This window comes from Pseudomonas sp. MEJ108 (genome assembly GCF_030208985.1).
Taxonomy (GTDB): domain Bacteria; phylum Pseudomonadota; class Gammaproteobacteria; order Pseudomonadales; family Pseudomonadaceae; genus Aquipseudomonas; species Aquipseudomonas fragariae.
On record NZ_JARVSW010000083.1, the window covers coordinates 1 to 20,783 of the forward strand.

A 20,783-nucleotide genomic window follows, 5' to 3' on the forward strand; every position below is an offset into this window, starting at 1 on the left:
TTGGTCCCTCAAAGTGAGTCGCCGAGGGGCGAAAAGGTGACTTGAGTCGAACCCCAATCTACCTGACATCACAGAACCACTGTGTGACGCGGAGCGTCACGAACTGCATTCCCACGCGGAGCATGGGAACGATAGCCATCCGAACGAGAAATTAGCTCGCTGTATTGCCGTGCAGTTTGGTCATCAGTTGCGCTTCGGCCTGGGTCAGGCCGCAGGACTGGGTCAGCTCATCGATACTGGCACCCATGCCGACCAGACGGGCGGCCTGGGCGAAGGACAGCGTGGAGGGATCGCGCTGCTCCAGCGCAGTGAGCTTGTCCGGTAACGGCGCAACGACGGCACGCAGCTCATGCAACGCTTCGCCCATGCGCACCGTACCGTTCTGGTAGTTGTCCAGGCGTCTGGCCAACTCCTTGATCCGCTGATCCCGCAAGGCAGCCGCCTCATCACGCTCGGCGTCGAGCTTGCGCTGACGCCTGGTATGGGCCAGGAACATAAACAGGGTGACAACCCAGAGAATGCCCAGAAAGACGACAGCTACCTCAAAGATCAATCAGATGTTCTCCAGCTCGGACCACTCTTCTTCGGACATCATTTTGTCCAGTTCAACCAGAATCAACAGCTCGCCGTTCTTGTTGCAAACGCCCTGAATGAACTTGGCCGATTCGTCGTTACCGACGTTAGGCGCAGTTTCAACTTCTGACTGACGCAAGTAAACCACTTCAGCCACGCTATCGACCAGGATACCAACCACTTGCTTGTCGGCTTCGATGATCACGATACGCGTATTGTCGCTGACTTCAACCGGGGCCAGGCCAAAACGCTGACGGGTATCGATCACGGTCACGACATTGCCGCGCAGGTTGATGATGCCCAATACGTAGCTTGGCGCACCCGGCACCGGGGCGATTTCAGTGTAGCGCAGCACTTCCTGCACCTGCATTACGTTGATGCCGTAGGACTCGTTATCCAGGCGGAACGTGACCCATTGCAGAATAGGATCTTCGGAACCTTGTGCAGACGACTTATTCATAACCCCAACCCCTCACGTGTGTTCTTTGCAGGTGATGCCACTGGCATCGACCCATGATTATTTCGACTTGTTCAACTGCTTGACCGCGCCACTGGCTATCAGCTCGGCCAACTCTGCAACATCCAGCAACGCGCACATGTGCTCGATGACCGTACCCGCCAGCCATGGACGATGACCTCGCTGCGCGCGCCATTTGATCTCGTTCGGATCAAGACGCAACGAACGGCTGACCTGATGCACCGCCAGCCCCCACTCGTACCCCTGCACCGAAATCACGTACTGCAATCCCTGGCGAAAATCGTCGCGGTAGCGATCAGGCATGATCCAGCGCGCGGTATCCAACACTTTCAGGTTGCCTGCCTGGCACGGCAGGATCCCGAGAAACCAGTCCGGCTGACCGAACAGCGGCGTCAGCTCCTGCCCCGCCAGCGGATAAATCGACCCCAGGCACACCAGCGGCACCGCCAGTGTCAGACCGGCCACATCGAACAACAGGCATTCGAACGGCTCGGCAGCCCATGCCGGACGACCATCACTGGTCGGCGGTGGCGTCGGAGTGCGCTGGGCTGCCAGCGTGCTCAACTCGGCGACCGGCTCCACCAGCGCAACGGTGGGCACTGCCTCTTCAACCTGAGCCACGTCAACCTGCACCGCTTCGGCAACGATCACCGGAGCGACTTCAACCACTGGCGCAGGCGCTGCGACCTGTACCTCGACAGCCACCGCAGCCGGTGCGGCGACCGCGACCGCCAGCGGTTTGATCTGCGCCTGCATCCGCGCATCAAAGGCCTGCTCTTCGAGCACAGCCGCCTGAAATTCATCGATGCTGCTGACGGGCTCTTCGAGCACTTCAGTCGCGTCGTACAGCAATGCGTCCAGATAGGACTGCAAAGCCATTTTGGGTCGTGTTGCTACTTCTACAGGGCGGTTCATACCGGGGCCCAACAAAAAATGGAGCATGTGCAGCCTGATAGAGTTATCGGCCGCATTGAGGCATCACTTGAGCAAACAATGTAGAAAGAGTAGGCGTTCACGTCAGGCCACCTGCGCATTGAGCTGCTCGGCGAGCATATGCTTGAGCAATGCCCGGTAAGCGATCACACCACGACTCTTGCTGTCGTTCTGCGACGGCGTAAGACCCAGACGGCTGGCATCGCGCAGTCGGGTATCGACCGGCACATAGGCTTGCCAGACATGCTCGGGGAAGCTGTCACGCAACAGTTTCAAGGTGCCCATCGAGGCCTGGGTACGGCGGTCGAACAAGGTCGGCACGATGGTGTAAGGCAGCGGCACCTTGCGCGAACGGTTGATCATGGTCAGCGTATTGACCATGCGCTCCAGACCTTTCACGGCCAGAAACTCGGTTTGCACCGGAATCGCCAGTTGCTGGCTGGCCGCCAGTGCATTGACCATGAGAACGCCCAGCAGCGGCGGACTGTCGATCAACGCATAGTCAAAATCCTGCCACAACTGAGCCAGGCTTTTCGCGACAACCAGGCCCAGGCCGCTCTGGCCGGGTGACTGGCGTTCCAGCGTGGCGAGTGCAGTGCTGGACGGTATCAGCGAGATACGTTTGTCGCTGGTAGGCAGCAGCAACTGGCCGGGAAGACCGTCCGGCACCGCGCCTTTATGCAGGAACAGATCGAAAGCACTGTGTTCCAGCTCGTCCGGGTTATGCCCGAAATAACTGGTCATGGAGCCGTGAGGGTCCAGATCGACCACCACCACGCGCTTGCCTGAATCGGCCAGCAAACCGGCCAGGGCAATGGTCGTGGTGGTCTTTCCGACTCCACCTTTCTGGTTGGCTACTGCCCAGACTCTCATTAATTGTTTTCCTTCCGTACAGCGACGACCATACCGATACGATGTTTAGGGGGCGGGTGACGGAGAATTGACGGCGTTCGCGCGTACCGGCGGCTTTGCTGGCACCGGTGCAGTTTGTGTGCCAGCACGCCGCAATGCAGCATCCGGCTGCACATTGGCTGATCCGGCGCTGGTCAGGCTGCGGCGAATATCCAGATTCCGGGAGATAACCAGCACTACACGGCGGTTCTTGGCGCGTCCGGCGGTGCTGGTGTTGGGAACGATCGGCTGAAACTCACCGTAGCCCACCGAGGCGAGTCGCGCCGGATTGACGCCGTCCATGGCCAGCATGCGCACAATGCTGGCAGAACGCGCCGAAGACAGTTCCCAGTTGGTCGGAAACTGTGCAGTACTGATCGGCTGGTCGTCGGTAAAACCCTCGACATGGATCGGGTTGTCAAAGCGTTTGACGATCCCGGCGACCTTTTCAATGATGGTGAAGGCCTTGTCGCTGGGCATCGCATCGCCGCTGCCGAAAAGCATGCTGGAGTTAAGCTCGATCTCGATCCACAGTTCGTTGCCGCGCACAGTCATCTGGTCGGACTTGATCAGGTCACCGAAGGCATCGCGCACGTCCTGGGCGATGGTCTGCAACGGGTCATCGGACGCCTGACCTATGCCGGCGTCAGTCTGCTCGCTGTCCTTGACCAGCGGCTCGGCGGGCTTGATCGAGACCGGGCGTTGCTCACCGATGGGGATCGGCTTCATGGTGCGCTCGGTGTCGTTGAATACGCCGACCAATGCCTGGGACAGAATCTTGTACTTGCCTTCGTTGACCGAGGAAATCGAGTACATCACCACGAAAAACGCGAACAACAGGGTAATGAAGTCGGCATACGACACCAGCCAGCGTTCGTGATTTTCGTGTTCTTCGACCTGACGACGGCGAGCCATGCGCTGTTACTCCATGAAGCCTTGCAGCTTGAGTTCGATGGAGCGCGGGTTTTCACCCTCGGCGATGGACAAAAGACCTTCAAGCAACATTTCGCGATAGCGCGCCTGACGGTGGGCAATGGCCTTGAGCTTGTTCGCCACTGGCAGAAGGATCAGGTTGGCCATGGCCACACCATAGATCGTGGCGACAAAGGCCACCGCAATACCGCTGCCCAGTTGACTGGGGTCAGCCAGGTTGCCCATGACATGAATCAGGCCCATGACTGCGCCGATGATACCCACGGTCGGCGCGTAGCCGCCCATGCTTTCGAATACTTTCGCAGCCTGAATATCGCGGGTTTCCTGAGTGATGAAATCCACTTCGAGAATGCTGCGAATCGCTGCCGGCTCGGCACCATCGACCAACAGTTGCAAACCTTTGCGGGCATAACCGTCGGGCTCGGAATCGGCTACGGTTTCCAGACCCAGCAAGCCCTCTTTGCGGGCAGTCATGCTCCAGCCGATGACCCGGTCGACACCACCGGGCAGGTCGATACGTGGCGGGAAAATGATCCAGTGGATGATCTTCATGGCACGCATGAACGCGCTCATCGGCGACTGTAACAGCGAAGCACCGAGTGTACCGCCCAGCACGATCAGCGCCGCCGGGCCATTGAGCAAGGCACCGAGGTGTCCGCCTTCGAGAAAATTGCCACCAATGATTGCGACAAATGCCAGAATCAGACCGATAAGACTCAGTACATCCATCAGAGACAAGCCTCTACCAAGTGCCGACCGATGTCGTCGAGACTGTAGATCGCGTCCGCAAGCTCAGCCTTGACGATGGCCATCGGCATGCCATAAATCACGCAGCTCGCTTCATCCTGAGCCCACACGGTACTGCCGGCCTGCTTGAGCAGACGCGCGCCCTCACGGCCGTCAGCGCCCATGCCGGTCAAGACCACCGAAAGCACCTTGTCGCCGTAGGACTTGGCGGCAGAGCCAAAGGTGATGTCGACACAGGGCTTGTAATTGAGGCGCTCGTCGCCCGGCAGAATCTTCACCGTACCGCGTCCGTCAACCATCATCTGCTTGCCACCCGGCGCCAGCAGCGCTAGACCAGGACGCAATACGTCGCCGTCTTCGGCTTCCTTGACGCTGATCTTGCACAGCTTGTCGAGACGCTCGGCAAATGCCTTGGTAAACGCCGCAGGCATGTGCTGAATCAGCACCAGTGGTGCCGGGAAATTGGCTGGCAGTTGGGTCAGCACCCGTTGCAGCGCAACCGGGCCGCCCGTTGAGGTGCCGATGGCCACCAGCTTGTAGGCCTTGCGCTTGGCCGTGCCGGAAGTCGTCGGGTGCGCCGGCGCATGACTGGCCGGGGCGGCTGGAGCCGCAGCAGGTGTCGCAGTGCGTGACGGCACCGCCCTGGCAGGTGCCGGGGCTGGCGCAGAGGCGCGGCTGGACAACGTCGACGGCGCCGGCGCGGCCGGAGCTGCACTGGCTGAACCGAACCCGCTGGAACGACGGTTGCTGCGTGAAATGCTATTGATTTTCTCGCACAGCAGTTGCTTGACCTTCTGCGGGTTGCGCGAGATATCTTCGAAATTCTTGGGCAGAAAATCCACCGCACCGGCATCAAGAGCATCCAGCGTCACGCGCGCACCTTCGTGCGTCAGCGACGAGAACATCAATACCGGGGTGGGGATACGCTGCATGATATGGCGAACTGCCGTAATGCCATCCATCATCGGCATTTCGTAGTCCATGGTGATGACATCCGGCTTGAGCGCCAGCGCCTGCTCAATCGCTTCCTTGCCGTTGGTGGCGGTGCCGACCACTACAATGTTGGGGTCCGAAGAAAGAATTTCCGTAACGCGGCGGCGGAAAAAACCGGAATCATCCACCACCAGGACCTTGACTGCCATAAACACTCCAATAGGTGTCGCAGGCAGCCAGGCTGCCCGCAACCCCGGGTTCAGATACGCCGTGCGGCGTAACGCTTGAGCATGCTGGGTACATCGAGAATCAAGGCGATGCGACCGTCACCGGTGATGGTGGCGCCCGACATGCCCGGCGTACCTTGCAGCATCTTGCCCAGCGGTTTGATAACCACTTCTTCCTGACCAACCAGTTGATCGACGACAAAGCCGATGCGCTGGGTACCGACTGTGAGGATCACCACATGCCCTTCGCGCTGCTCCTCGTGAGCCGCCGAACTGACCAGCCAGCGCTTGAGGTAGAACAGCGGCAAGGCCTTGTCACGTACGATCACCACTTCCTGGCCATCAACCACGTTGGTAGTCGACAGGTTCAGGTGGAAGATTTCGTTGACGTTGACCAGCGGGAAAGCGAAGGCCTGGTTGCCCAGCATCACCATCAGGGTCGGCATGATCGCCAGGGTCAGCGGCACCTTGATGACGATCTTCGAACCCTGGCCCTTGGTCGAGTAGATATTGATCGAACCGTTGAGCTGGGAGATCTTGGTCTTGACCACGTCCATGCCCACACCGCGACCCGACACATCGGAAATCTCGGTCTTGGTCGAGAAACCCGGCGCGAAGATCAGGTTGTAGCAGTCGGTGTCACTCAACCGATCGGCTGCATCCTTGTCCATGACGCCGCGCTTCACAGCAATGGAGCGCAGGACGTTAGGGTCCATGCCCTTGCCGTCATCGGAAATCGACAGCAGGATGTGGTCACCTTCCTGCTCTGCCGAGAGGATCACCCGACCGCCGCGGGACTTGCCCGTGGCTTCGCGCTCTTCCGGCGTTTCGATACCGTGGTCGACCGCGTTACGCACCAAGTGGACCAGCGGATCGGCAAGCGCCTCTACGAGGTTCTTGTCGAGGTCGGTCTCTTCACCGACCAGTTCCAGGTTAATCTCTTTCTTGAGCTGGCGAGCCAGGTCACGAACCAGACGCGGAAAACGACCGAAGACCTTCTTGATCGGCTGCATGCGGGTTTTCATCACCGCAGTCTGCAGATCGGCAGTCACCACATCCAGGTTGGAAACTGCCTTGGACATGGCTTCATCGCCGCTGTTGAGACCCAACCGCACCAGGCGGTTACGCACCAGCACCAGCTCGCCGACCATGTTCATGATCTCGTCCAGTCGGGCGGTATCGACACGAACCGTGGTTTCAGCCTCTGTAGCCACCGGCTTTTCGCCGCTGGGTGCAGGAGCGCGCGCAGGGGCCGGAGCCGAAGCGGGTTTGGCCGGCTCGGCTTTCGCGGCAGGCGCTGGAGCAGGCTTGGCAACAGGAGGCGGCGGTGGCGGAGCAGCCGCTGCGGCTGCCGGAGCAGGCGCCTTGGCAACAATCGCCTCAGGCTCGAACTTGCCCTTGCCGTGCAATTCGTCGAGCAGGCTTTCGAATTCGTGATCGGTGATTTCGTCCGATGCAGCCGCAGCAGCGGGTGCCTTGGCAGCAACGGCTACAGGTGCAGCAGCTACGGGAGCCGCTACAGCGCCATCAAACGAGCCTTTGCCGTGCAGTTGATCGAGCAACGCTTCGAATTCGTCGTCGGTGATTTCATCACTGGCAGGCGCTGCACTGCCCTGCGCCACAGGTGCAGGGGCCGGAGCGGTTGCGGCATCGGCCGCAAATTTGCCCTTGCCATGCAACTGATCGAGCAGGGATTCAAATTCCTGATCGGTGATCTCATCACCCGCCGGCGCAGCCGCTGATGCTGCTGGCGCCTGTGCAGGCGCTGCAGACACCGGGCTGGAGCCGTGCAGCGAATCGAGCAACTGCTCGAATTCATCATCGGTAATCTCGTCGCCAGCCGCCGGTTCTGCAACCGGAGCAGCAGCCTGTACTTCAACCACCGGCTCCGGCTCAGGGGCAACGGCCTCGTCGGCGGATTGTGGCTCGGCCAGACGCGCAAGTGCGGCCAGCAGTTCTGGCGTCGCCGGGGTTACGTCAGTCCGTTCACGTACCTGACCAAACATGCTGTTGACGGTGTCCAGTGCTTCCAGGACCACGTCCATCAGTTCGGAATCAACGCGACGCTCACCCTTGCGCAGGATGTCGAACACGTTTTCGGCGATGTGGCAGCACTCCACCAGCTCATGGAGCTGGAGGAAGCCGGCGCCCCCTTTTACAGTGTGAAAACCGCGAAAAATTGCATTGAGCAGGTCAGCATCATCCGGTCGGCTTTCCAGCTCGACCAATTGCTCTGACAACTGCTCCAGAATTTCGCCGGCCTCTACCAGAAAATCCTGAAGGATTTCTTCATCGGCGCCGAAGCTCATGGGGTGCTCCCTAAAATTAACCGTCAACAGACCTTAGAAGCCGAGGCTCGATAGCAGATCGTCTACATCATCCTGTCCGGATACGACGTCTTCACGTTTATCGGCATGAATCTGCGGACCTTCACCCTGAGCGAGATGTTTTTTAGGATCTTTTTCATCGAGGATGGATTGTTCGTCATGTTCGATGCCTGCGAAGCGATCGACATGACTGGCCATGAGCACCAGTTTGAGCAGATTGCTCTCGACTTCAGTGACCAGTTGCGTCACACGCTTGATGACCTGACCGGTAAGGTCCTGGTAATCCTGGGCGAGCAGAATGTCATTGAGATGTGTGGAAACCTGATGGGTTTCCTTCTCGGTACGCGTCAGAAAACCATCGACCCGCTTGGCCAGCTCGCGGAACTCTTCGGCACCGATTTCGCGGCGCATGAAACGTCCCCAGTCATCGCTCAATGCCTTGGCGTCGGAACTCAGGCCGTTCATGACCGGCGTACTCTCCTCCACCAGGTCCATGGTGCGGTTGGCCGCATTCTCGGTCAGCCTCACCACATACGACAGGCGTTCGGTAGCATCCGTGATCTGCGACACTTCCTCGGCTTGAGGCATGTGCGGATCAATGTGAAAGTTTACGATTGCACTGTGCAGCTCACGAGTCAGCTTGCCCACTTCCTGATAAAGGCCGCGGTCGCGTGTCTGATTGAGTTCGTGGATCAGTTGCACAGCGTCACCGAAACGACCCTTTTCAAGGCTGGTGACAAGTTCCTGCGCGTGTCTTTTTAAGGTCGACTCAAAGTCGGCCATCGAATCATTGTTATCCATAGCGCCCTCGCGGCTTGCATCAGCTATTGACGCGTTCAAAGATCTTGTCGATCTTGTCTTTCAGGGCTTGGGCAGTGAATGGCTTGACTACATAACCGTTCACCCCAGCCTGGGCAGCTTCAATGATCTGCTCACGCTTGGCTTCGGCAGTGACCATCAGCACGGGAAGGCTCTTGAGGCGTTCGTCCTTGCGGACTTCGCGCAGCAGATCGATACCGGACATGCCAGGCATGTTCCAGTCCGTCACCAGAAAGTCAAAGGCACCGCTCTGCAGCATCGGCAATGCGGTCAGACCATCATCCGCTTCCGATGTGTTGGTAAACCCCAGATCACGCAAAAGGTTCTTGATGATCCGCCGCATCGTTGAGAAGTCATCAACGATGAGGATTTTCATGTTCTTGTCCAATTCGACCTCCAAGCAGTCTTTAACGCGTTCAGCACCTGAACACGCTGTTCACTCAATACTGGCACAGCACACCCCCGGCTGTACGAAACGACGACGGGCTTGGCACAACAACAGGCAAAGACCTGAGAAACAAGCCCATCAAGGCAATGCCTGACAGGCTTCTGACGGGTCCATCCTGTTACCACGTAACGCTCTGCACAGCCGGCTTGCAGTCAACGCGCGGCCATAGACCGCACATTGCCTGTCAACGCGCTCGCCACTCCCCCAAACGCCCTCGCAAACGAGCTGCGCACTGGCTGTGTAACTGACTGACCCGAGATTCGCTGACCCCCAGAACCTCTCCGATTTCCTTGAGGTTCAGCTCTTCGTCGTAGTACAGCGCCAACACCAGACGCTCACGCTCTGGCAGATTGGCAATTGCATCGGCCAACGCAGCCTGGAAGCGCTCGTCTTCCAGGTCGCGCGACGGCTCAAGCGAACCGCTTGCGCCATCCTCGTGCAGCCCTTCATGATCGCCGTCCTGCAGCAGGTCGTCGAAACTGAAGAGGCGGCTGCCCAAGGTATCGTTCAAAATCCCGTAGTAATCATCGAGACTTAACTGGAGTTCGGCCGCAACCTCGTGATCTTTAGCGTCACGGCCGGTTTTAGCTTCAATTGCCCGAATTGCGTCACTCACCATGCGCGTATTGCGGTGTACCGAGCGTGGCGCCCAGTCCCCCTTGCGCACTTCATCGAGCATCGCACCACGGATGCGGATGCCGGCATAGGTCTCGAAACTCGCACCCTTGGTGGAATCATACTTGGTGGAGACTTCAAGCAGGCCGATCATGCCGGCCTGGATCAGATCCTCGACCTGCACGCTGGCCGGCAAGCGCGCCAGCAGATGATAAGCGATACGCTTGACCAAGGGCGCATAGCGCTCGATCAACTCGTATTGTGAATTACGGGAAGTCTTGCTGTACATCTGGTAGCCGCTCGCAGTCATTGCACAGGCCCTGCACTGGTCTGGTGAACGAGTCGCTCAACGAAGAACTCGAGATGACCCCGCGGGTTGGCTGGCAACGGCCAGGTATCAACCTTCTGGGCAATGGCCTTGAAGGCCAGTGCACATTTGGAACGCGGGAATGCTTCGTAAACGGCGCGCTGTTTCTGTACAGCCTTGCGTACGCATTCGTCGTACGGCACGGCACCTACATACTGCAGCGCAACATCGAGAAAACGATCCGTCACTTTGGTCAGTTTGGCGAACAGGTTGCGCCCTTCCTGCGGGCTCTGTGCCATGTTGGCCAGCACCCGGAAGCGGTTCATGCCGTAATCGCGGTTGAGCAGTTTGATCAGGGCGTAGGCATCGGTGATCGACGTGGGCTCGTCGCACACCACCAGCAGCACTTCCTGAGCGGCGCGCACGAAGCTGACCACCGACTCGCCGATACCGGCGGCTGTGTCGATCACCAACACATCGAGGTTGTCGCCAATCTCGCTGAACGCCTGGATCAGGCCGGCATGCTGAGCGGGCGACAGATGCACCATGCTCTGGGTGCCGGACGCAGCGGGTACGATCCGAACCCCGCCCGGCCCCTGCAACAGCACGTCGCGCAACTCACAACGCCCCTCGATGACATCGGCAAGCGTGCGCTTGGGCGTCAACCCAAGCAGCACGTCGACATTGGCCAGACCCAGATCGGCGTCCAGCAGCATGACGCGACGGCCGAGCTCGGCGAGGGCCAGTGAAAGGTTCACTGACACGTTAGTCTTACCGACGCCACCTTTGCCACCGGTCACCGCGATAACCTGTACGGGATGCATGCTGCCCATGTTATTTCTTTACCTTGTCTTGCGTAGACCGAAACCACATCGAGGGCTGCACGTGCGCAAATGAACACCGCATGGCAGACCGTTGACGCAGGGACATTCCAATAATATCCATCACTTAACCCACTCTCTTGCCAGGGGTGTGATAGAGGTCAGCAAACATATCAGCCATTGCTTCTTCACTAGGCTCATCCTGCATTTGCACACTCACCGCGCGGCTTACCAGTTGATGACGACGCGGGGTATGCAGGTCATCAGGAATGCGTGGTCCGTCCGTGAGGTAGGCCACAGGTAATTCGTGACTGATCGCCAGGCTCAGGACTTCACCGAGGCTGGCTGTTTCATCAAGCTTGGTCAGAATGCATCCGGCCAGGCCACAACGTTTGTAACTGTGATACGCGGCTGTCAGCACCTGCTTCTGGCTGGTGGTTGCCAGTACCAGATAGTTGCGCGACTTGATGCCACGACCCGCGAGGCTTTCCAGCTGCATGCGCAGCGCAGGATCACTGGCCTGCAGGCCGGCGGTGTCAATCAGCACCACGCGCTTGCGCAGCAGCGGTTCCAGCGCCTGAACCAGAGACTGGCCAGGATCGATATGGGTGACCGGTACGTTGAGGATGCGCCCAAGGGTCTTGAGCTGCTCCTGCGCGCCGATGCGGAAACTGTCCATGCTGACCAGTGCGATATTCTGCGGGCCGTACTTCAACACGTAACGTGCTGCCAGTTTGGCCAGCGTGGTGGTCTTGCCCATGCCGGCAGGACCGACCATTGCAATCACGCCGCCCTCTTCGAGCGGCTCGACTTCAGGGACGGCGATCATGCGGGCCAGGTGCGCCAGCAGCATGCGCCAGGCCTGACGAGGCTCGTCGATCTCCGGAATCATCGACAGCAGGTCGCGTGACAGCGGGCCGGACAGGCCGACACGTTGCAGGCGTCGCCACAGGTTGGCCTGCTGCGGACGAGTGCCCTGCAGCTGGTTCCAGGCCAGCGAGCCGAGCTGGACTTCCAGCAGCTCACGCAGGCCGTTCAATTCGGAGCGCATCGAGTCATAGGCGCGCTGGCCAATGGCAGGCTCGGCGGCCTGTGGCGGTGCATACGCGAATGGACGCGGCGGCTCTTCGAGTGTCGGCTCGATGTGCGTCTCGGCAGGGTTGCCCGGCTTGCCGGAAAACAGCTGCAGGTTGATCGATGCATCGCTGTCGCTGCGGTTGTTCAATTCGGCCTGGGCGGAAACGATACGCGACTGAGTCTTGCGCAACTCGTCTTCCAGCTCCATGTTCGGCACACGCGGTGCCAGGGCGGACAGCTTGTAATCCAGAGCGGCAGTCAGCTCTACGCCACCGGCAATGCGCCGGTTACCGATGATGGCCGCTTCAGCGCCCAGCTCATCGCGAACCAGCTTCATGGCTTGACGCATATCGGCGGCGAAAAATCGCTTAACTTGCATGACTCACTACCTCAGCCGTTTGGCCCGACAGTCGCTACGATGGTTACTTGCTTGTTGTCCGGAATTTCCTGATACGCCAGAACATGCATGTTCGGTACAGCCAATCGTCCAAATCGTGACAGCATCGCCCGGACAGGCCCTGCTACCAGAAGAATTACCGGCAACCCTTGCATCTCCTGACGCTGGGCGGCCTCGATCAACGAACGCTGGAGCTTCTCAGCCATGCTTGGCTCAAGAAGAACGCCTTCTTCCTGACCCTGACCAGCCTTCTGCAAACTATTGAGCAATATCTGTTCCAACCTTGGCTCCAGAGTGATAACAGGCAGCTCCGGCTCAACGCCTACAATGCTTTGGACGATTGCGCGGCTCAGACCCACGCGCACTGCGGCCACCAAAGCGGCGGTATCTTGACTCTTCCCGGCGTTGTTGGCGATAGCCTCTGCAATGCTGCGAATATCCCGCACAGGTACGTGTTCAGCCAGCAGCGCCTGCAGCACGTTGAGCAGCGAGGACAGCGACAGCACGCCCGGTACCAGCTCTTCAGCCAGCTTGGGCGAGCTTTTGGCCAGCAATTGCATCAATTGCTGGACTTCCTCGTGGCCGATCAGCTCATGCGAATGTTTGTAGAGAATCTGGTTCAGGTGGGTTGCCACTACCGTACTGGCATCGACCACGGTGTAACCCAGTGACTGCGCCTGACTGCGCTGGCTGATTTCGATCCACACGGCTTCCAGACCAAACGCCGGGTCTCTGGCGGTAATGCCGTTCAGGGTGCCGAACACTTGACCGGGGTTGATCGCCAGTTCGCGATCCGGGTAGATCTCGGCCTCGGCCAGAATCACACCCATCAGCGTCAGACGATAGGCGCTTGGCGCCAGATCGAGGTTGTCGCGAATGTGCACGGTAGGCATCAGGAAACCGAGCTCTTGCGAGAGCTTCTTGCGCACACCCTTGATACGCGCCAGCAACTGGCCACCTTGATTGCGATCCACCAGCGGAATCAGGCGATAACCCACTTCCAGGCCAATGATATCGATGGGCGTCACGTCATCCCAACCCAGTTCTTTGGCATCCTGAACACGGGTCGGCGAAGGCAGCAGGTCTTGCTGGCGCTGCACTTCGGCGATGGCCTCGACCTTCACCTGATTTTCTTTTTTCCACAACAGGTAGGCGCCGCCTGCGGCAACCAGCCCGAGACTGATAAAGGAAAAGTGCGGCATGCCCGGGACAAGGCCCATGACGATCATGATTGCAGCGGAAACCCCCAGCGCCTTGGGCGAGGCGAACATCTGACGATTGATCAGCTTGCCCATCTCTTCCGAACCGGAAGCACGGGTCACCATGATCGCTGCGGCGGTGGACAGCAGCAGTGATGGCAATTGCGCCACCAAACCGTCACCGATGGTCAACAGGGTATAAACACGGCCGGCGTCGGCGAAAGTCATGTTGTGTTGCAGGATACCGACCAGCATGCCGCCGATCAGGTTGATGAACAGAATCAGCAGACCGGCAATCGCATCGCCGCGCACGAATTTACTGGCACCGTCCATGGAACCGTAGAACTCGGCTTCCTGGGCGACTTCGGCACGGCGGCGCTTGGCTTCCGGCTGATCGATGAGGCCGGCGTTGAGGTCGGCGTCGATCGCCATCTGTTTGCCGGGCATCGCGTCGAGGGTAAAGCGTGCGCTTACCTCGGAAATACGGCCGGCACCCTTGGTGATAACCACGAAGTTGATGATCATCAGAATCGCGAACACCACGATACCGACGACGTAGTTGCCACCGATCACCACTTCACCGAAGGCCTGAATCACCTTGCCCGCCGCGGCGTGGCCGTCCTGACCGTGAAGCATCACCACCCGGGTGGAAGCCACGTTCAGCGCCAGACGCAGCAACGTGGCGACCAGCAGAATGGTCGGAAACACAGAAAAATCCAGCGGCCGCAGTGCGTACACGCAGACCAGCAGCACGACGATGGACAGTGCAATGTTGAACGTGAAGAACACGTCCAGCAGGAACGGCGGCATCGGCAACATCATCATTGCCATCATGACCAGCAACAACAACGGAACGCCCAACTGACCACGGCCAAGGCCTGTGATATTGCTGCGTGCGCTACTGAGTAATTGAGAGCGATCCACTGATTCGTTACCTGCGCACTAGATCAAAACATTGACGCCGATGGCGCCCTGTATCGACCCTGTTGCAAAAATCTGTCCAACTTTTACAAAGCCAGTGGCGGTAAGGCTTTAGGCACAGAAGTCACGTAAATCCGGTGCGCTGAGCGCAGTCAGAAAATCTTCTCGTTTACCTGTGCAAGAACGGACGCGGAGCGTCCGGAACGGCATGCCCGCGCGGAGCATGGGCAGGTGTCTGCCGGAAAAATCTCGCTCCTCACGCTTCAGCGCGGGAAGGCCGTGGGTGACGCTCTGCGTCACAAATCTGCGCCGCACCACGCGTCCAGGAGCAGACTACGCGTCGCGCTGCAGGTCGGGCGGGATCTTGATGTCGCCCAGAGGGTCGGGGCGCTTGCCCTGACCGGCGCGGAACTGGCGGATCTGGTAGACGTAGGCCAGCACCTGGGCGACTGCCAGATACAGCCCGGCAGGGATCTCCTGATCAAGCTCGGTGCTGTAGTAGATAGAACGCGCCAGTGCCGCAGACTCCAGAATCAGGATCTCGTTATGCGCGCCGATTTCACGAATTTTCAGCGCCACCAGATCCGTACCCTTGGCCAGCAACATCGGCGCCCCGCCCTGCTCGGGATCGTATTTGAGGGCGACGGCGAAGTGTGTCGGGTTGGTGATGATCACGTCTGCTTCGGGAACGGAGGCCATCATGCGCCGCTGCGACATTTCACGCTGCAACTGACGAATACGTTGCTTGACCTCCGGGCTGCCCTCGCTGTTCTTGTGCTCGTCGCGCACTTCCTGCTTGGTCATCAGCAATTTCTTGTGCGCTTCATACAACACGAACGGCACATCCGCCGCCGCGATGAATATCAGGCCGCAAGCCATCCAGAAACTGCTCCAGCCCACCACCACCAGGCTATGGATCATGGCCTGCTCGAGCGGCTCGTGAGCAATCGCGACCAGATCCTTGCGCTCATTGTTCAGGACCACCAGCGCCACTGCCAGAGTGATCAGGAATTTTCCGAAGGACTTGAGCAACTCGACCAGCGCATGCGGCGAGAACATGCGCTTGAGCCCTGCTGCCGGGTTCATGCGGCTGAACTTGGGCATCAACGATTTGGTTGCGAACAACCAGCCACCGAGCATGATCGGCCCCACCAGTGCGGCAACCAGCATGGCGATCAGAAACGGCAGGACCACGACCAGCGCATGCATCCCGGAACTGAGCAGCGCCTTGCCCATGTAGGACTGGTCCATCAGGGTTTCACGGGATATCGTGAAATTGTCACGCATCAGTTCGGACATCATCAGGGCGATATCAGAGCCGAACATCAGTAACCCGCCCGCCCCCATCAGCATCACCACCAGCGTGGTCAGCTCCTTGGAGCGCGCGATCTGGCCGTCAGCCCGTGAGTCCTTGACCTTTTTTTCCGTGGGGTCTTCTGTCTTGTCCTGGCCATTCTCGTTTTCTGCCATTCAACGAGCCCTCACCATATCGCGCAACGCCTGCAATGCCTGCGTTGCGATCGGTTGATACTGATTGAGCATGTCACCCATGGTCATCCACAGAATGACCATGCCCAACACCAGCGTAAGCGGGAAGCCGATGGAAAAGATGTTGAGTTGCGGCGCGGCGCGAGTCATGACCCCGAAGGCGATGTTGATGATCAGCAGCGCGGTGATCGCAGGCAATACCAGTCGCAGACCCGAAGCCAGTGCCCAGCCCAGCCCATTGGCCAGCTCCCAGAAGTTATTGACCAGCAAACCACTGCCGACCGGCATCGTGGTAAAGCTCTCGACGAGAACCTCCAGCACCACCAGATGGCCGTTCATGGCCAGGAACAACAGGGTGACCAGCATCGTGAAGAACTGACCAATGGTGGCGGAGGAAACACCGTTGGTAGGGTCGACCATCGACGCAAAGCCCATCCCCATCTGCGTCGAGATGATCTGTCCCGCGATGACAAAAATATGGAAGAACAACTGCAACGACAGGCCCATCCCGGCGCCGATGATGATCTGTTCACCGATCAGTAACAGCGCGCTCAGGTCGAGCGCCTGCACCGGCGGCATGGCTGGGAGCGCAGGCGCGACCACTACGGTGATCGCCACGGCGAGGTACATGCGCACGCGACGCGGGACCAGCGTGGTGCCGATGATCGGCATGGTCATCAGCAACGCGATGATGCGAAACAGCGGCAGCATGAAGCTGGCTACCCAGGTACTGATCTGGGTATCGGTCAGCGCAAGCATCGGCTGCATGCGGTGCTAGCCGATCAGGGTCGGAATACTGGTGTACAACGACAGCATGTATTCCATGAATATTTTCAACAGCCACGGGCCGATGACGATAAGGGTGACGAGCATCACCAGCAGACGCGGCAGGAAGCTCAAGGTCTGTTCGTTGATCTGCGTGGCCGCCTGAAACATGGCCACCAGCAGACCGCACAACAGGCTCGGCACCACAAGAATCGCGACCAGCACAGTGGTCAGCCACAGCGCCTCGCGGAACAGATCGACGGCTACTTCCGGCGTCATCGGGCAGACTCCTCAGTAAAACGGCTCATACGCCACCAAAACTGCCAGCCAGGGTGCCGACAATCAGCGCCCAGCCGTCCACCAGTACAAACAGCATGATCTTGAACGGCAGAGAAATGATCAGCGGCGACAGCATCATCATACCCATCGCCATCAGCACACTGGCCACCACCAGATCGATGATCAGAAACGGAATGAAGATCATGAAGCCGATCTGAAACGCCGTCTTGAGTTCCGAAATCACGAACGCCGGAACCAGAATGGTCAATGGCGCGGCATCCGGGGTCGGAATGTCGGTACGCTTGGACAGGCGCATGAACAGCTCGAGATCGCTGGTGCGCGTCTGGGCCAGCATGAAGTCCTTGATCGGCACTTGCGCCTTGGCCACCGCATCCTGCGCGGAAAGTTTCTCCGCCAGGTAAGGCTGCAAGGCGTCCTGATTCACCCGATCGAAGACCGGCGCCATGATGAACATGGTCAGAAACAGCGCCATGCCGGTGAGGATCTGGTTCGACGGCGCCTGCTGCAGGCCGAGGGCCTGACGCAGGATCGAGAAGACGATGATGATTCGCGTGAAGCTGGTCATCAACATGACAAACGCCGGAATGAAGCTCAGCGCGGTCATGATCAGCAGAATCTGCAGGCTGACCGAATACTCCTGCTGACCATCGGCACCGTTGGACAGCGTGATCGCCGGAATCGACAGCGGATCGGCCGCCAGCGCAGCAGGCGTCACCATGACCAGCAACAGCAGTATCAGGAAACGCAAGGCGCCCATCACTTCTTGTCCTTATCCTTGCCCATCAGCTCCATCAGGCGCTGAGCGAATTCAGGGGTGGCCTGCTCGCGCACCGGCACCTGCACCGGCTCCTTGAGCACATGCAGAGGCGTGATTCGCCCGGGCGTAATACCCAGCAGCACCTGTTCATTGCCGATCTGCACCAGCACCAGCCGATCACGCGGCCCCAGCGCGCGCGAACTCACCAGCTCGATCACCTGATTGCTGTTCGGCCCGACGCGCTGCACCCGGCGCATCAGCCAGGCGAGCACGAAGATCAGACCAATCACCAGGATCAGACCGAACAGCAGTTGCACCACCTGCCCGCCCATGCCGCCGGAGACCGTGTTGGCCACCTGCGCAGGCGCCGCCTGAGCGGCGGGTTCGGCGGCCCAGGCCAGCGATGGCAGGGTCAGCAGAACACTCAGCCAGCGCCTCACTTAGCGCAGCTTCTTGATGCGTTCGCTCGGGCTGATCACGTCGGTCAGACGGATGCCGAACTTTTCGTTGACCACCACCACTTCGCCATGCGCGATCAGTGTGCCGTTGACCAGCACATCCAGCGGTTCGCCCGCCAGACGATCCAGCTCGATCACCGAGCCCTGGTTGAGCTGCAACAGGTTGCGAATGTTAATGTCGGTGCTGCCCACTTCCATGGAGATCGATACCGGAATGTCGAGAATCACATCCAGATTGGGACCATCCAGAGAAACCGGACCAGTGCTTTTCGGCACGCTGCCAAACTCTTCCATGGCCATCCGGCTACCCGAATTCCCGGCGTCCGCAGCCAGCAACGCATCAATATCAGCCTGACTGTCGCCAGCTTCGCCCAAGGCAGCAGCCCATTCATCGGCCAATGCCTGGTCTTCAGCAGACGTCATATCGTTTTCATCAGCCATCGGTTGTCCTCTGCACGCAGTATTTCAGTTACGCAACAATTTCCGACGCAGACCAGAAAGGTCAGCGTCGCGCTATGGGTTCGATTACTTGCAGGGCCATCTTGCCCTTGTGCGAGCCAAGCTTGACCTTGAATGAAGGTACGCCATTGGCTCGCATGACCAGCGAGTCGCTCAGTTCCACCGGGATCACATCACCAGGGCGCATGTGCAGAATGTCCCGCAACGGCAACTGGCGCTGGGCGATGGTCGTCGTGAGCGGCACGTTGACGTCCAGCACGTCTTCCTTGAGCGCGTTGACCCAACGCTCATCCTGGTCGTCCAGATCGGACTGGAAACCGGCATCGAGCATTTCGCGGATCGGCTCAATCATCGAGTACGGCATGGTCACGTGCAGATCGCCACCACCGCCATCGAGTTCGATGTGGAAGGTGGAAATAACTACAGCCTCGCTCGGCCCTACGATGTTGGCCATGGCCGGGTTCACTTCCGAGTTGATGTACTCGAAATTCACTTCCATGATCGCCTGCCAGGCCTCCTTGAGGTCGACAAACGCCTGATCCAGCACCATGCGCACGACACGCAGTTCGGTCGGCGTGAACTCCCGGCCTTCGATCTTGGCGTGACGCCCGTCACCGCCGAAAAAGTTGTCCACCAGCTTGAACACCAGCTTGGCATCGAGAATGAACAGCGCGGTGCCACGCAGCGGCTTGATCTTGGCCAGGTTAAGGCTGGTCGGCACGTACAGGGAATGCACGTACTCACCGAACTTCATGACCTGGACACCGCCCACCGCCACGTCCGCAGAGCGGCGCAGCAGGTTGAACATGCTGATACGCGTGTAGCGGGCGAATCGCTCGTTGATCATTTCCAGCGTCGGCATGCGTCCGCGGACGATCCGGTCCTGGCTGGTCAGGTCGTAACTTTTGACGCTGCCAGGTTCGCTGTTGTTGTCGGTCTGGACCATCCCATCGTCGACGCCATGCAGCAGCGCATCGATCTCATCCTGGGAGAGCAGGTCTTGCACGGCCATGTGAGAGTCCTACTGCAATACGAAGTTAGTGAAGAGCAGCTGTTCGATCACAGTCTTGCCGAGTTCTTTCTGTGCGACTTCCTGAATGCTGGCGGTCGCTTTCTGGCGCAGCATTTCCTGGCCGATCGGCGAAGCCAGCGATTCGAAGGGAATGGCTGCAAACAGCATGACCAGATTATTGCGGATCAATGGCATGTGTACCTTCAGCGCTTCCATGTCGGCTGCGTTACGGCCCAGCATGGTAATACTCACCTGCATGTAGCGTTGGCGACCGTTGGCGTTGAAGTTGACGACGAAGGCCGGGGTCATCGGTTCGAACACCGCCACTGGCTTGACGTTCGCTGCCGCTGCAGCCGCCGCTGGATCTACCTTGCTTTCGCTCTTGTGCATGAGGAACCAGGTCGCGCCCACCGACAAGCCTACCGCCAGCAGCAACGCCACGACGGCGATGATAATGAGCTTGAGTTTGCCTTTACCTTTGCCTGTGGTCGCGGGGTCTTTAACTTCTTCGCTCTGCGCCATGCCAATAATCCGTCACTATTCAAGAGGTTCTTCAATACGTGACAGAGGCAGAGCAAGTGTTATGCCAGAGTTGTACGAAACGGGGATGTATCGGACACAACCGGTTACGCGCCAGGGCGCGCAGGGATCGTGATTCTTGTGCCAGCGCTGAGGGCCCGGCCCGGGAATTGATGACCATCGTCCCCACGCTCCGCAGGGAAATGCCGTTCGTGAGCGGCTGCCACGACTATCGTTCCCACGCTCTGGGTGGGAATGCAGTTCGTGACGCTCTGCGTCACACGGCGGTTTTTCTTTGTCAGGTGAATTGAGGTTCGACTCAGATCACCTTTTCGCCCCTCGGCGACCTACTTTGATGGGGCCAAAGTAGGCAAACCCC

At 59.0% G+C, this 20,783-nt stretch carries 22 protein-coding genes; all 22 read right to left on the reverse strand.

Annotation, left to right across the window (positions count from 1 at the left end):
- Nucleotides 1-151: 151 nt before the first annotated feature.
- Nucleotides 152-553, reverse strand: coding sequence for a DUF2802 domain-containing protein (locus QRN50_RS25170; RefSeq protein ID WP_003316837.1), 402 nt, complete (start codon nt 551-553; stop codon nt 152-154).
- Nucleotides 554-1,033: a chemotaxis protein CheW gene (locus QRN50_RS25175; RefSeq protein WP_003370201.1), complete on the reverse strand. Its 480-nt coding sequence runs from the start codon at nt 1,031-1,033 to the stop codon at nt 554-556.
- A gap of 57 nt (nt 1,034-1,090) precedes the next feature.
- Entirely contained in the window at nt 1,091-1,993 is a 903-nt protein-coding gene (locus QRN50_RS25180; protein ID WP_011268431.1) for a CheW domain-containing protein, read from the reverse strand.
- A gap of 75 nt (nt 1,994-2,068) precedes the next feature.
- Entirely contained in the window at nt 2,069-2,857 is a 789-nt protein-coding gene (locus tag QRN50_RS25185) for a ParA family protein (RefSeq protein ID WP_003316833.1), read from the reverse strand.
- A gap of 45 nt (nt 2,858-2,902) precedes the next feature.
- Complete coding sequence (motD, locus tag QRN50_RS25190; protein ID WP_004408098.1) at nt 2,903-3,790, reverse strand: flagellar motor protein MotD; 888 nt, start codon at nt 3,788-3,790, stop codon at nt 2,903-2,905.
- A gap of 6 nt (nt 3,791-3,796) precedes the next feature.
- Nucleotides 3,797-4,537, reverse strand: a complete 741-nt coding sequence (locus QRN50_RS25195; protein ID WP_003436124.1) for a flagellar motor protein — start codon at nt 4,535-4,537, stop codon at nt 3,797-3,799.
- The gene (locus QRN50_RS25200) at nt 4,537-5,697 is read right to left on the reverse strand and encodes a protein-glutamate methylesterase/protein-glutamine glutaminase (protein WP_004408097.1); all 1,161 of its coding nucleotides are present in this window, start codon (nt 5,695-5,697) and stop codon (nt 4,537-4,539) included. The genes QRN50_RS25195 and QRN50_RS25200 overlap by 1 nt, the downstream gene beginning before the upstream one ends.
- Nucleotides 5,698-5,747: 50 nt before the next feature.
- A complete protein-coding gene (locus QRN50_RS25205; protein ID WP_024640970.1) occupies nt 5,748-8,024 on the reverse strand; it encodes a chemotaxis protein CheA in 2,277 nt (758 codons plus the stop codon).
- Nucleotides 8,025-8,057: 33 nt separating this feature from the next.
- Nucleotides 8,058-8,843: a protein phosphatase CheZ gene (locus QRN50_RS25210; protein ID WP_024640971.1), complete on the reverse strand. Its 786-nt coding sequence runs from the start codon at nt 8,841-8,843 to the stop codon at nt 8,058-8,060.
- Nucleotides 8,844-8,862: 19 nt separating this feature from the next.
- A complete protein-coding gene (locus QRN50_RS25215) occupies nt 8,863-9,237 on the reverse strand; it encodes a chemotaxis response regulator CheY (protein WP_161420660.1) in 375 nt (124 codons plus the stop codon).
- A gap of 256 nt (nt 9,238-9,493) precedes the next feature.
- A complete protein-coding gene (fliA, locus tag QRN50_RS25220) occupies nt 9,494-10,234 on the reverse strand; it encodes an RNA polymerase sigma factor FliA (protein ID WP_003378731.1) in 741 nt (246 codons plus the stop codon).
- Nucleotides 10,231-11,064 (reverse strand): flagellar synthesis regulator FleN, encoded by an 834-nt coding sequence (gene fleN, locus QRN50_RS25225; RefSeq protein WP_003412391.1) that lies wholly within the window; start codon nt 11,062-11,064, stop codon nt 10,231-10,233. Before fleN ends, fliA begins: the two co-directional genes overlap by 4 nt.
- Before the next feature lie 115 nt (nt 11,065-11,179).
- The gene (flhF, locus tag QRN50_RS25230) at nt 11,180-12,508 is read right to left on the reverse strand and encodes a flagellar biosynthesis GTPase FlhF (RefSeq protein WP_004408091.1); all 1,329 of its coding nucleotides are present in this window, start codon (nt 12,506-12,508) and stop codon (nt 11,180-11,182) included.
- 11 nt (nt 12,509-12,519) lie between these two features.
- Nucleotides 12,520-14,649, reverse strand: a complete 2,130-nt coding sequence (gene flhA, locus QRN50_RS25235; protein WP_003412395.1) for a flagellar biosynthesis protein FlhA — start codon at nt 14,647-14,649, stop codon at nt 12,520-12,522.
- A 330-nt stretch (nt 14,650-14,979) separates the two neighbouring features.
- Nucleotides 14,980-16,116 carry a flagellar biosynthesis protein FlhB gene (gene flhB / locus QRN50_RS25240; RefSeq protein ID WP_003316822.1) on the reverse strand — a complete coding sequence of 379 codons (1,137 nt, stop codon included), beginning with the start codon at nt 16,114-16,116 and terminating at the stop codon, nt 14,980-14,982.
- A complete protein-coding gene (fliR, locus tag QRN50_RS25245; protein WP_017279339.1) occupies nt 16,117-16,902 on the reverse strand; it encodes a flagellar biosynthetic protein FliR in 786 nt (261 codons plus the stop codon).
- A gap of 6 nt (nt 16,903-16,908) precedes the next feature.
- On the reverse strand, nt 16,909-17,178 hold the full coding sequence (locus QRN50_RS25250; protein ID WP_002554277.1) for a flagellar biosynthetic protein FliQ: 270 nt from the start codon (nt 17,176-17,178) through the stop codon (nt 16,909-16,911).
- A 25-nt stretch (nt 17,179-17,203) separates the two neighbouring features.
- Nucleotides 17,204-17,956: a flagellar type III secretion system pore protein FliP gene (fliP, locus tag QRN50_RS25255; protein ID WP_003316820.1), complete on the reverse strand. Its 753-nt coding sequence runs from the start codon at nt 17,954-17,956 to the stop codon at nt 17,204-17,206.
- Entirely contained in the window at nt 17,956-18,396 is a 441-nt protein-coding gene (gene fliO / locus QRN50_RS25260) for a flagellar biosynthetic protein FliO (RefSeq protein WP_003343990.1), read from the reverse strand. Before fliO ends, fliP begins: the two co-directional genes overlap by 1 nt.
- Nucleotides 18,397-18,855, reverse strand: a complete 459-nt coding sequence (gene fliN / locus QRN50_RS25265; protein WP_003316817.1) for a flagellar motor switch protein FliN — start codon at nt 18,853-18,855, stop codon at nt 18,397-18,399.
- 61 nt (nt 18,856-18,916) lie between these two features.
- Nucleotides 18,917-19,885, reverse strand: a complete 969-nt coding sequence (fliM, locus tag QRN50_RS25270; protein ID WP_003422170.1) for a flagellar motor switch protein FliM — start codon at nt 19,883-19,885, stop codon at nt 18,917-18,919.
- 9 nt (nt 19,886-19,894) lie between these two features.
- Nucleotides 19,895-20,407 (reverse strand): flagellar basal body-associated protein FliL, encoded by a 513-nt coding sequence (gene fliL / locus QRN50_RS25275; protein ID WP_003343996.1) that lies wholly within the window; start codon nt 20,405-20,407, stop codon nt 19,895-19,897.
- Between the last annotated feature and the right edge of the window lie 376 nt (nt 20,408-20,783).

Excerpts from the sequence above, each read along its gene's own strand:
- QRN50_RS25175 (WP_003370201.1), bottom strand. The coding sequence starts at position 1,033 with ATGAATAAGTCGTCTGCACAAGGTTCCGAAGATCCTATTCTGCAATGG.
- QRN50_RS25180 (WP_011268431.1), bottom strand. The coding sequence starts at position 1,993 with ATGCTCCATTTTTTGTTGGGCCCCGGTATGAACCGCCCTGTAGAAGTA.
- QRN50_RS25185 (WP_003316833.1), bottom strand. The coding sequence starts at position 2,857 with ATGAGAGTCTGGGCAGTAGCCAACCAGAAAGGTGGAGTCGGAAAGACC.
- motD (WP_004408098.1), bottom strand. The coding sequence starts at position 3,790 with ATGGCTCGCCGTCGTCAGGTCGAAGAACACGAAAATCACGAACGCTGG.
- QRN50_RS25195 (WP_003436124.1), bottom strand. The coding sequence starts at position 4,537 with ATGGATGTACTGAGTCTTATCGGTCTGATTCTGGCATTTGTCGCAATC.
- QRN50_RS25200 (WP_004408097.1), bottom strand. The coding sequence starts at position 5,697 with ATGGCAGTCAAGGTCCTGGTGGTGGATGATTCCGGTTTTTTCCGCCGC.
- QRN50_RS25205 (WP_024640970.1), bottom strand. The coding sequence starts at position 8,024 with ATGAGCTTCGGCGCCGATGAAGAAATCCTTCAGGATTTTCTGGTAGAG.
- QRN50_RS25210 (WP_024640971.1), bottom strand. The coding sequence starts at position 8,843 with ATGGATAACAATGATTCGATGGCCGACTTTGAGTCGACCTTAAAAAGA.
- QRN50_RS25215 (WP_161420660.1), bottom strand. The coding sequence starts at position 9,237 with ATGAAAATCCTCATCGTTGATGACTTCTCAACGATGCGGCGGATCATC.
- fliA (WP_003378731.1), bottom strand. The coding sequence starts at position 10,234 with ATGACTGCGAGCGGCTACCAGATGTACAGCAAGACTTCCCGTAATTCA.
- fleN (WP_003412391.1), bottom strand. The coding sequence starts at position 11,064 with ATGGGCAGCATGCATCCCGTACAGGTTATCGCGGTGACCGGTGGCAAA.
- flhF (WP_004408091.1), bottom strand. The coding sequence starts at position 12,508 with ATGCAAGTTAAGCGATTTTTCGCCGCCGATATGCGTCAAGCCATGAAG.
- flhB (WP_003316822.1), bottom strand. The coding sequence starts at position 16,116 with ATGGCAGAAAACGAGAATGGCCAGGACAAGACAGAAGACCCCACGGAA.
- fliR (WP_017279339.1), bottom strand. The coding sequence starts at position 16,902 with ATGCAGCCGATGCTTGCGCTGACCGATACCCAGATCAGTACCTGGGTA.
- QRN50_RS25250 (WP_002554277.1), bottom strand. The coding sequence starts at position 17,178 with ATGACGCCGGAAGTAGCCGTCGATCTGTTCCGCGAGGCGCTGTGGCTG.
- fliP (WP_003316820.1), bottom strand. The coding sequence starts at position 17,956 with ATGGGCGCCTTGCGTTTCCTGATACTGCTGTTGCTGGTCATGGTGACG.
- fliN (WP_003316817.1), bottom strand. The coding sequence starts at position 18,855 with ATGGCTGATGAAAACGATATGACGTCTGCTGAAGACCAGGCATTGGCC.
- fliM (WP_003422170.1), bottom strand. The coding sequence starts at position 19,885 with ATGGCCGTGCAAGACCTGCTCTCCCAGGATGAGATCGATGCGCTGCTG.
- fliL (WP_003343996.1), bottom strand. The coding sequence starts at position 20,407 with ATGGCGCAGAGCGAAGAAGTTAAAGACCCCGCGACCACAGGCAAAGGT.